The sequence below is a fragment of the Pseudomonas antarctica genome (assembly GCF_001647715.1).
Taxonomy (GTDB): Bacteria; Pseudomonadota; Gammaproteobacteria; order Pseudomonadales; family Pseudomonadaceae; genus Aquipseudomonas; species Aquipseudomonas antarctica_A.
Window position 1 is genome coordinate 2,070,084 of the sequence record NZ_CP015600.1, and the last position, 10,305, is coordinate 2,080,388.

The following is a 10,305-nucleotide window of genomic DNA, read 5'->3' on the forward strand; positions in this document are numbered from 1 at the left end:
GAGCGGGCTTGCTCGCGAATGCTGTCTTTCATTCAACATCCATGCTGACTGACCTACCGCTTTCGCGAGCAAGCCCGCTCCCACATTCGACCGCATTTCAAAGGTGCGAGCGGTGTGGCTTATTTATCGCGAATCGAAAAGTTGGCCATATGCTCCAGGCCCTTGATCAGCGCGGAGTGGTCCCAATTGCCGCCGCCAATCGCCGTGCAGGTGCTGAACACCTGCTGCGTACCGGCGGTGTTTGGCAGGTTGATTCCCAGCTCCTTGGCACCGGCCAGCGCCAGGTTCAAATCCTTCTGGTGCAGGTTGATGCGAAAGCCCGGATCGAAAGTGCCCTTGATCATCCGCTCGCCGTGCACTTCGAGGATCTTCGAGGAAGCAAAGCCACCCATCAGCGCTTCCCGCACCTTGGCCGGATCGGCGCCGTTTTTCGAGGCGAACAGCAGCGCTTCGGCCACGGCCTGGATGTTCAGTGCGACGATGATCTGGTTGGCCACTTTGGCGGTCTGGCCATCGCCATTGCCGCCGACCAGCGTGATGTTCTTGCCCATGCTCTGGAACAGCGGCAGGGCGCGTTCAAACGTCTGCGGTTCGCCACCGACCATGATGCTCAAGGTGCCGCCCTTGGCGCCGACTTCACCACCGGATACGGGGGCGTCGAGGTAGTGCGCGCCGGTCTGGTTGATCTTGGCGGCGAAGGCCTTGGTGGCGGTGGGGGAGATCGAACTCATGTCGATCACCACCTTGTTCGGCGACAACCCGGCGGCGACACCGTCGGCACGGAACAGCACGTCATCGACCTGTGGGGTATCCGGCACCATCACGATGATGAATTCGGCTTCCTGCGCCACTTGCTGCGGGCTGGCCAGGGCCACGGCGCCGGCGTCGATCAGCGCTTGCGGGGCCTTGCCGTGGTGTTCGGACAGGAACAGTTGGTGACCTGCTTTCTGCAGGTTGGCGGCCATGGGTTGGCCCATGATGCCGGTGCCGATAAATCCGATTTTAGCCATGATCAAAATCCTCTTGTTATTAGATGGGCAGGCCTGTCTCGGGTCTGCCAAACACCGAAGATCTACTGTGGGAGCTGGCTTGCCTGCGATGGCATCAACGGGTTATGCCGGGGACACCGCGGTGTCTGCATCGCAGGCAAGCCAGCTCCCACATTGTTCTGTGGTGTGTCTGTTAGATGGCGTTGTGGGTTTTGAGCCAGCCAAGGCCTGCTTCGGTGGTGGTCAGCGGCTTGTATTCGCAGCCAACCCAACCCGAATAACCGATGCGGTCCAAATGCTCGAACAGGAAGCGGTAGTTGATCTCACCGGTCCCCGGCTCGTTGCGGCCCGGGTTGTCGGCCAGCTGGATGTGGTTGATTTCACCCAGGTGCGCAGCCATGGTCCGAGCCAAGTCACCTTCCATGATTTGCATGTGGTAGATGTCGTATTGCAGGAACAGGTTGGCGCTGCCCACCTGCTCGCGAATCGACAGGGCCTGCGCAGTGTTGTTCAGGTAGAAGCCCGGGATATCGCGGGTATTGATCGCTTCCATCACCAGTTTGATGCCCACCGCTTGCAGCTTGTCGGCGGCGTACTTGAGGTTGGCGACAAAGGTTTTTTCCAGGGTCTCGTCGTCAACGCCCTGCGGACGGATGCCCGCCAGGCAGTTGATCTGCGTGTTGCCGAGCACCTGGGCGTAGGCGATGGCGAGCTTGACCCCGGCACGGAACTCTTCGACGCGGTCCGGGTGACACGCCAGGCCGCGTTCGCCCTTGGCCCAGTCACCGGCCGGCAGGTTGAACAGCACTTGGGTCAGGCCGTTGGCGTCCAGCTGCGCCTTGATCTCGGCGGAGCTGAATTCGTACGGGAACAGGTACTCGACACCTTGAAAGCCAGCATCGGCAGCCGCTTTGAAACGGGCAAGAAAGTCCTGTTCGGTAAACAGCATGGACAGGTTGGCGGCAAAACGCGGCATAGGGTTCTCCTTAGTCGAGCAGGGAAATGGCGGTCGGCGCATCGTTGCCAACCAGTGCCAGATCTTCGAATTCGTTGACGGCGTTGATCTCGGTGCCCATGGAAATATTGGTCACGCGTTCCAGAATAATCTCAACGATCACCGGAACCTTGAATTCTTCGATCATTTCCTGGGCCTTGCGTAAAGCCGGCTGGATCTGCCCCGGCTCGAACACCCGCAGGGCCTTGCAACCCAGGCCTTCGGCGACGGCGACGTGGTCCACGCCATAACCGTTGAGTTCCGGAGCGTTGAGGTTGTCGAAGGACAGCTGCACGCAGTAGTCCATTTCAAAACCGCGCTGGGCCTGGCGGATCAAACCCAGGTAGGAGTTGTTCACCACCACGTGGATGTACGGCAGCTTGAACTGCGCGCCCACGGCCAGTTCTTCGATCATGAACTGGAAGTCATAGTCGCCGGACAACGCCACCACCTTGCGGCTCGGGTCAGCCTTGACCACGCCGAGTGCTGCTGGAATGGTCCAGCCGAGCGGGCCGGCCTGGCCGCAGTTGATCCAGTGGCGCGGCTTGTAGACGTGCAGGAATTGCGCGCCGGCAATCTGCGACAGCCCGATGGTGCTGACGTAGCACGTGTCTTTGCCGAACACCTGGTTCATCTCTTCGTACACCCGTTGCGGCTTGACCGGCACGTTGTCGAAGTGGGTCTTGCGGTGCAGGGTGGCCTTGCGCTGCTGGCAGTCATGCAGCCAGGCACTGCGGTCCTTGAGCTTGCCGGCGGCTTTCCACTCGCGGGCCACTTCAATGAACATCGTCAGTGCGGAACCGGCGTCGGAGACGATGCCCAGGTCCGGCGTGAACACGCGGCCGATTTGCGTCGGCTCGATGTCCACGTGAATGAATTTTCGCCCTTCGGTGTACACCTCCACCGAACCGGTGTGGCGGTTGGCCCAGCGGTTACCGATGCCCAGCACCACGTCCGACTTGAGCATGGTCGCGTTGCCATAACGGTGCGAGGTCTGCAGGCCGACCATGCCCACCATCAGCGGGTGGTCGTCCGGGATCGTGCCCCAGCCCATCAGGGTCGGGATCACCGGGATGCCGGTCAGTTCGGCGAACTCCACCAGCAGTTCGCTGGCGTCGGCGTTGATCACGCCACCCCCGCTGACCAGCAAGGGGCGTTCAGCCTGGTCCAGCAGCGCCAGGGCTTTTTCGACCTGGATGCGCGTGGCCAATGGCTTGGCGAGCGGCAGTGGCTGGTAGGCGTCGATGTCGAATTCGATCTCGGCCATCTGCACGTCGAACGGCAGGTCGATCAGCACCGGGCCTGGGCGGCCGGAGCGCATTTCATAGAAGGCTTTCTGGAACGCGTAGGGCACCTGGCCGGGTTCGAGGACGGTCGTCGCCCACTTGGTCACCGGCTTGACGATGCTGGTGATATCGACCGCCTGGAAATCTTCCTTGTGCATGCGTGCACGCGGGGCTTGGCCGGTGATGCAGAGAATCGGGATCGAGTCGGCCGAGGCGCTGTACAGGCCGGTGACCATGTCGGTGCCCGCCGGGCCCGAAGTGCCGATGCACACGCCGATGTTGCCAGCCTTGGTGCGAGTGTAGCCCTCGGCCATGTGCGAGGCGCCTTCAACGTGGCGAGCAAGGACGTGATCGATGCCACCGACCTTCTGCAAGGCCGAATACAGCGGGTTGATCGCGGCGCCCGGGATACCGAAGGCGGTGTCGACCCCTTCACGGCGCATCACCAGGACAGCGGCTTCGATTGCTCTCATTTTGCTCATGGTTTTGGTGCCTCTTGCGTTTTGTAATTGTATACAAGTGGTGTCTGTTCAAAGTGTATTCATGGCGAGCGGCGCAGGTCAATCCATTTCATTCACTGACCTTTGCGTTCGTCGGAACGGCTTTTTTCGACGTATGGGGCCTTTGTGCGAAAATATTGTATACAAAACCAAATGTCATTGTGTTCTATTTGTTTGATCGAGCTTCTGATCAATCAGACCTCCACCGCTTTACCCATAACAAGATAAGGACGGCAGCTATGAGCGCTTTAACCTTGAAAATCGCAGTCAACCTGGCCGGTCAGGCCATCACCGCAGGCCGCACCATTTCAGCCGCGCCGCTCACCATTGCGGTGCTCGACAGCGGCGGACACTTGGTCACCCTGCAGCGCGAAGACGGCGCCAGCCTGCTGCGCCCGCAAATCGCCATTGGCAAGGCCTGGGGCGCGATTGCCCTGGGCAAGGGCTCACGTTTGCTGGCACTGGACGCGCAGCAGCGCCCGGCGTTTATCGCGGCGTTGAACAGCCTGGGGCAGGGCAGCGTAGTGCCCGCGCCGGGCGGGGTGTTGATTCGGGATCAGGAGGGCGTGGTGCTCGGGGCGATCGGGATCAGCGGGGACACGTCGGATATTGATGAGCAGTGCGCGATTACGGCAATTGAGGGGGTGGGGTTGTTGGCGGATGCGGGGGTGTCTGCCTGATTATTCGGTGACTGTAACGGCCTCTTCGCGAGCAAGCCCGCTCCCACATTTGATAGGGTTCACATATTTACATTTGTGGGCACGGTCAAATGTGGGAGCGGGCTTGCTCGCGAAGGCGGCGGCTCGGTCTCGGCTCTATACCCAAACCGCATCCCACAACGGATAGTCGCCAATCCGCTTCACCAAACCAGCCCGCAGCGGATTGGCCACCACATACCTGGCCATTTTCACCAAGTCGTCTTCCTTGCGCAGTGCACGATCATGAAAGCTGGTTTGCCAAAGCCTGCCTTTGCGTCCAGTAACGCCGTTCACTGTTCGGGTGCTTTTGGATTTCACCTGGCACATTAGGTCCCCCAGCGAGCCCTTCTGCAGTTCGATCAGCCAGTGAAAATGATCTGGCATCACCACCCATGCCAGGGAGTTTGCCAGCCTTTGGTATTGAGCGAGCCTGAATTGCCAGACCACCAAGCGACCCAGATGAAAGTCATTGAATATCGGTATGCGGTCGTGGGTGTTGGTAGTGATCAGATAGATACGGTTCGGTTCGCTGAACCGCCCGACGCGCAGGCGATGTGAAGTAGCTAAATCAGGCATTCCTTGGCCTCTCTTCAGGTAGGTTTCTGAGAGGCTAGATCTCGGCGGCCGGTGCTGACCGTCAGGCTTTTGGCAGGATGTGTCTGGGAGGGCGCTTTCGCGAGCAAGCCCGCTCCCACAGGGGATTTGTGGCGTTCCGACAAATTATGTCTGGCGCAGATCAAATGTGGGAGCGGGCTTGCTCGCGAATGGCACTGGCACCTCGGTGTCTCAATCCGGCTCACACCCCTTCAGCACCAACCGAATAATCGTCTGCGCCGCCGCCTCGTAGTCGGCGTCATCCAGCTTGGCTTTCCCGGTCACTGCTGAAATTTGCCAGTCAAAATCCGCATACGTCTGCGTCGCCGCCCAGATGCTGAACATCAAGTGATTGGGGTCAATGGCGGCGATCAAGCCGCGATCCACCCAGCTTTGGATGCAATCGATATTGTGCTTGGCCTGGGCGTTGAGCTGTTCGACCTGGTCGGCGGTGAGGTGCGGGGCGCCGTGCATGATTTCGCTGGCGAATACCTTGGAGGCAAACGGCAGGTCGCGGGAGATGCGGATTTTCGAGCGGATGTAGTTGCTCAACACCACCGAAGGTTCGCCCTGCGGATTGAACGGTGTGGACGCGGCCAGGATCGGCTCGATAATACTTTCGAGCACCTCGCGGTAGAGGTTGTCCTTGGACTTGAAGTAGTAATAGACGTTGGGCTTTGGCAGCCCGGCCTTGGCGGCGATATCACTGGTTTTGGTCGCGGCGAAGCCCTTGTCGGCAAACTCCTCGCTCGCCGCCCGCAGGATCATTTCTTTATTGCGCTCGCGAATGGTGCTCATAAACCAGGAATATCCTTGCCAAGACAGGCGGTCGGGCATGGTAGCACCGGCCTTGCGCGGCGCTCAAGAATCTCGCCGTACCCCTTGTACATGGGGCGTTGCAGCTGACTTTGTCTGTCTTGATGCTGAACGTATTCACGGCAGTACAGGCATAGCCCGGGCGCACTGCTAGAGTTCAGGTCAACGACAGGGTTATTTTGCCGGTCGTCCCGTCCAGTATTCGGCGTTCGAGTGAGAAACCGTGGAGAAAAGCAGACGACGTACGTTCGCCTGGGCAGTTGGCGTGTTGTTGCTGGTCGCGCTGTTGATTGGCCTGGGTATGCACTACTTTGGCGGCGGCCATAAAGGCAAGCCACCGTCCCCCGGCGAGCCGGTCGCAGTCGTGCCGGTGGCCTTGCAGGATGTGCCGGTGTACATCGACGCCCTCGGCACCGTCACCCCCACCCGCAGTGTCACGGTGGTGACCCAGGTCGATGGCATTCTCAGCAGCGTGGCGTTCAAGGAAGGTCAGCACGTCAGCAAAGGCCAGGTCATCGCCCGTATCGACGACCGAGCACTCAAGGCGCAACTGGCGGTGGCCAAGGGCACCCTGGCTCATGACCAGGCTGTATTGAGCAACGCCCAGCGCGACCTGGCGCGTTATCGCGACCTGGTCAAGGCCGGCTCAACCAGCCAGCAAACCCTCGATACCCAGGCCTCGCTGGTTCAGCAGCAACAGGGCACCGTCGCCGCCGACCAAGGCAATGTGCAAAACCTCGACGTGCAATTGAGCTACTGCACCATCACCTCGCCGGTGGATGGCGTGGTCGGTTTGCGCCTGGTCGACCCCGGCAACTATGTGACCACCGCCAGCACCACCGGCATCGTGGTCATCACCCAGATGAACCCGGCGACCGTGGTGTTTGCCGTGCCCGAGGACGACCTGGGCGCGATCAACCAGGCGCTGGCCCATGGCAGCGTCACGGTGCTGGCTTACGACCGCAACAAAAAATCCCTGCTCGCCACCGGCACGTTGCTGGCCCTGGACAACCAGGTGGACACCAGCACCGGCACGATCAAGGTCAAGGCGCAGTTCGATGATTCGGGTACGGCACTGTTTCCCAACCAGTTCGTCAACGCGCGGCTCAAGGCCGACACCTTGCGCCAGATCGCTGTGGTGCCCACCCGCGCTATCCAGCATGGCAGCAAGGGGGATTTCGTGTTTGTGATCAACGGCGACAAGGCCAGCCTGCGCACGATCAAGACCGGCCCGTCCACCGGGGACGTTTCGGCGGTGCTCGACAATGGCGTCAAAGCCGGGGAGCAGGTCATCACCGAGGGCGCCGACAAACTGGACGATGGCTCGGCGGTGAAGGTCGTCGCCCAGTGAGGAGCTGCCGAGCATGAACATTTCGCGGCCCTTTATCGAACGCCCGGTCGCCACCACGCTGATGATGGTCGCGGTGTTGCTGCTGGGCCTGTTGGGCTACCACTTGCTGTCGGTGTCGGCGTTGCCGGAGGTGGATTACCCGACCATCCAGGTGTTCACCCAATACCCCGGCGCCAGCCCGGACGTGGTCAGTTCCTCGATCACCGCGCCGCTGGAGCGCCAGCTCGGCGAGATGCCCGGGCTCAAGTCGATGAACTCGACCAGCTCCGACGGCGCTTCGGTAGTAACTTTGCAATTTGACTTGTCACTGTCGTTGGACGTGGCCGAACAGGAAGTGCAGGCGGCGATCAATGCGGCGGGCACCTTCCTGCCGGCGAACCTGCCGTACCCGCCGGTGTACAGCAAGGTCAACCCGGCGGATGCGCCGGTGCTGACCCTGTCGTTGACCTCCGATGTATTGCCGCTGACCAAGGTCGAAGACCTGGCCGACACGCGCCTGGCGCAGAAAATCTCGCAGATCACCGGCGTCGGCCTGGTCACCATCAGCGGCGGCCAACGCCCGGCGGTGCGGGTCGAGGCCAATACCTCGGCGCTGAACAGCCTCGGCCTGTCCCTGGATGACCTGCGCACCTCCCTCGGCACGGCGAACGTTAACCAGGCCAAAGGCAATATCGACGGCAAATTCCAGGCGTATTCCATCGGTGCCAACGACCAGCTGCAATCGGCGGAGGAATACCGCGACCTGGTGATCGCCTACAAAAATGGCGCACCGATTCGCCTGTCGCAGATCGCCAGTTCCACCCAAGGCCCGGAGAACCCGCGCCAGGCCGCGTGGACCAACGACACCGCGTCGATCGTCTTGAATATCCAGCGTCAGCCAGGCGCCAACGTGATCGACGTGGTCGACCGTGTGCAGCAATTGCTGCCCACGTTGCGCGCCAGCCTGCCGGGCACGTTAAAGGTCGCCGTGCTGACCGACCGCACCCAGACTATTCGTGCCTCGGTCACCGATGTGCAGTACGAGCTGGGGCTGGCGATCCTGCTGGTGGTGATCGTGATTTTCATCTTCCTGCGTAATGTCCCGGCCACGATCATTCCTGCGGTGACCATCCCGTTGACGCTGATCGGCACGTTGGCGGTGGCCTATACCCTGGGCTTTTCCCTCAACAACCTGACGCTGATGGCATTGACCATCGCCATCGGGTTTGTGGTGGACGACGCCATCGTCATGATCGAAAACATCACCCGCTACCTGGAGGCCGGTGACACCCCGCTGCAAGCGGCGCTCAAAGGCGCGGAACAGATCGGCTTCACCATCATCTCGCTGTCCATCGCGCTGATTGCGGTGATGATTCCGCTGCTGTTCATGGGCGACGTGGTCGGGCGACTGTTCCGTGAATTCGCCATGACCGTGGCGGTGACCATCGTGATCTCGGCCTTTATCTCCCTGACGCTGACGCCGATGATGTGCGCGCGCATGCTCAAGTCCAGGCATGAGGAGCGCCGCGCGGATTTCTTCGACCGCATCAATAGCCATTATGTGCGCGGCCTGGATTGGGTCTTGGCGCACCGCACCTTGACGCTGATTTCGGTAGTGCTGACTGCGGCGCTGACCCTGTTCACGTTGGTGATCATGCCCAAGGGCTTTTTTCCCGACCAGGATACCGGCTTGATCCAGGGCATTTCCCAGGCGTCGCCGACCGTCTCGTTCCAGCAGATGCAAGTCGAACAGCAACGCCTTGCTGCACGCATTCTCAAGGACCCGGCAGTGCAAAGCCTGTCGTCGTTCGTCGGCATCGACCAGACCAACCCGACCATCAACCAGGGCAATTTGCTGATCAACCTCAAGCCGCGTGGCGAGCGTGACAGCGCCACCGACGTGATCCGCCGGCTGGCGGATGCCAACGCCGATGACGCCGGTATTCGCCTGTATTTGCACTCGGTGCAGGACCTGACTCTGGACGCCACCGTGTCCACCACCAGCTACCGCCTTGGCCTGCAAGCCACCGACCCGGCTGAATTGGAGCAGTGGACCACCAAGCTGCTCACCGCGATCAAACACGACCCGATGTTCGCCGACGTGCAAAGCCAGGCCATGCAGTTCGGCAACCAGATCAAGCTGACCTTCGACCGCGCCACCGCCTCGCGGCTGGGTATTACGCCGCAGGCCATCGACGATGTGCTGTATGACGCGTTCGGCCAGCGCCAGGTGTCGACCATCTATACCCAGCTCAACCAGTACCACGTGGTGATCGCCACCGACCACCCACCGCGCAACTTGCCGGATTTGCTCACCGGTTTGTACGTGGACATTCCCACAGGCGGCGTGGCGCCGCTGTCGAGCATGGCGACCCTGGAGGTGGTGCGCTCGCCGGTCACCATCAACCGGCTGGGGCAGTTTCCCTATGCGGATGTGTCGTTCAACCTCGCCCCCGGGCAGACGCTGGGCGCGGCTGTGACGAGGTTGCAGGACATTGAAGCCAGCGTCGGCCTGCCGCTGTCGGTGCAAGCCAACCTCGAAGGCGCCGCGGCGACGTTCCAGGCGTCGTTGTCCAACCAGGTGTTCCTGGTGTTGGCGGCCATCGTGGTGGTGTACCTGATGCTGGGCATTCTGTACGAGAGCTTCGTGCACCCGGTGACCATCCTCTCGACCCTGCTGTCGGCGGCACTTGGCGCCTTGCTGGCGTTGTTGCTGACCGGTACGCAGTTCGACATCATTGGCTTGATCGGCATTGTGTTGCTGATCGGCATCGTCATGAAAAACGGCATCATGATGGTCGACTTCGCGCTTGAGCTGTTGCGCGAAGGCGGCTTGAGCCCGGTGGAGGCGATTCGCCAGGCGGCGGAGCTGCGGTTTCGGCCGATCCTGATGACCAGCATGGCGTCGTTGTTTGGTGCGGTGCCGCTGGCGTTGGGCACCGGGATTGGCTCGGAGCTGCGCCACCCCTTGGGCATTGCGATCATCGGCGGCCTGTTGCTCAGCCAGTTGCTCACGCTGTTTTCCACGCCGGTGATCTTCCTCGCGATGCACGGGCTGGAGCAGCGTTTCAGTCGCCGCCCGGTTGCCGTGGATTGAT

8 protein-coding genes are annotated in these 10,305 nt (G+C 61.1%); 3 read left to right on the forward strand and 5 right to left on the reverse strand.

Annotated features, from left to right (window positions below):
* Window positions 1-119 precede the first annotated feature (119 nt).
* The 3 genes from A7J50_RS09630 to gcl form a co-directional block, all read right to left on the reverse strand.
* Complete coding sequence (locus A7J50_RS09630; protein ID WP_064451587.1) at window positions 120-1,010, reverse strand: 2-hydroxy-3-oxopropionate reductase; 891 nt, start codon at window positions 1,008-1,010, stop codon at window positions 120-122.
* A 172-nt stretch (window positions 1,011-1,182) separates the two neighbouring features.
* Window positions 1,183-1,965: a hydroxypyruvate isomerase gene (hyi, locus tag A7J50_RS09635; RefSeq protein WP_064451588.1), complete on the reverse strand. Its 783-nt coding sequence runs from the start codon at window positions 1,963-1,965 to the stop codon at window positions 1,183-1,185.
* Window positions 1,966-1,975: 10 nt separating this feature from the next.
* The gene (gcl, locus tag A7J50_RS09640; protein ID WP_053255218.1) at window positions 1,976-3,751 is read right to left on the reverse strand and encodes a glyoxylate carboligase; all 1,776 of its coding nucleotides are present in this window, start codon (window positions 3,749-3,751) and stop codon (window positions 1,976-1,978) included.
* Window positions 3,752-4,008: 257 nt separating this feature from the next.
* Here gcl and A7J50_RS09645 point away from each other — a divergent pair, with 257 nt between their 5' ends.
* The gene (locus A7J50_RS09645) at window positions 4,009-4,449 is read left to right on the forward strand and encodes a GlcG/HbpS family heme-binding protein (RefSeq protein ID WP_064451589.1); all 441 of its coding nucleotides are present in this window, start codon (window positions 4,009-4,011) and stop codon (window positions 4,447-4,449) included.
* Window positions 4,450-4,584: 135 nt separating this feature from the next.
* Here the strand turns inward: A7J50_RS09645 and A7J50_RS09650 are convergent, their stop codons facing one another.
* Together A7J50_RS09650 and A7J50_RS09655 are read right to left on the reverse strand one after the other, a co-directional pair.
* Entirely contained in the window at window positions 4,585-5,043 is a 459-nt protein-coding gene (locus A7J50_RS09650) for an REP-associated tyrosine transposase (RefSeq protein WP_064451590.1), read from the reverse strand.
* 210 nt (window positions 5,044-5,253) lie between these two features.
* A complete protein-coding gene (locus A7J50_RS09655; protein WP_064451591.1) occupies window positions 5,254-5,859 on the reverse strand; it encodes a TetR/AcrR family transcriptional regulator in 606 nt (201 codons plus the stop codon).
* 241 nt (window positions 5,860-6,100) lie between these two features.
* Between A7J50_RS09655 and A7J50_RS09660 the strand changes: the two genes are divergently transcribed.
* Both A7J50_RS09660 and A7J50_RS09665 read left to right on the forward strand, forming a co-directional pair.
* A complete protein-coding gene (locus tag A7J50_RS09660; protein WP_064451592.1) occupies window positions 6,101-7,228 on the forward strand; it encodes an efflux RND transporter periplasmic adaptor subunit in 1,128 nt (375 codons plus the stop codon).
* A 13-nt stretch (window positions 7,229-7,241) separates the two neighbouring features.
* A complete protein-coding gene (locus tag A7J50_RS09665) occupies window positions 7,242-10,304 on the forward strand; it encodes an efflux RND transporter permease subunit (RefSeq protein WP_064451593.1) in 3,063 nt (1,020 codons plus the stop codon).
* The last annotated feature ends 1 nt before the right edge of the window (window position 10,305 follow it).

Excerpts from the sequence above, each read along its gene's own strand:
- A7J50_RS09630 (WP_064451587.1), bottom strand. The coding sequence starts at position 1,010 with ATGGCTAAAATCGGATTTATCGGCACCGGCATCATGGGCCAACCCATG.
- hyi (WP_064451588.1), bottom strand. The coding sequence starts at position 1,965 with ATGCCGCGTTTTGCCGCCAACCTGTCCATGCTGTTTACCGAACAGGAC.
- gcl (WP_053255218.1), bottom strand. The coding sequence starts at position 3,751 with ATGAGCAAAATGAGAGCAATCGAAGCCGCTGTCCTGGTGATGCGCCGT.
- A7J50_RS09645 (WP_064451589.1), top strand. The coding sequence starts at position 4,009 with ATGAGCGCTTTAACCTTGAAAATCGCAGTCAACCTGGCCGGTCAGGCC.
- A7J50_RS09650 (WP_064451590.1), bottom strand. The coding sequence starts at position 5,043 with ATGCCTGATTTAGCTACTTCACATCGCCTGCGCGTCGGGCGGTTCAGC.
- A7J50_RS09655 (WP_064451591.1), bottom strand. The coding sequence starts at position 5,859 with ATGAGCACCATTCGCGAGCGCAATAAAGAAATGATCCTGCGGGCGGCG.
- A7J50_RS09665 (WP_064451593.1), top strand. The coding sequence starts at position 7,242 with ATGAACATTTCGCGGCCCTTTATCGAACGCCCGGTCGCCACCACGCTG.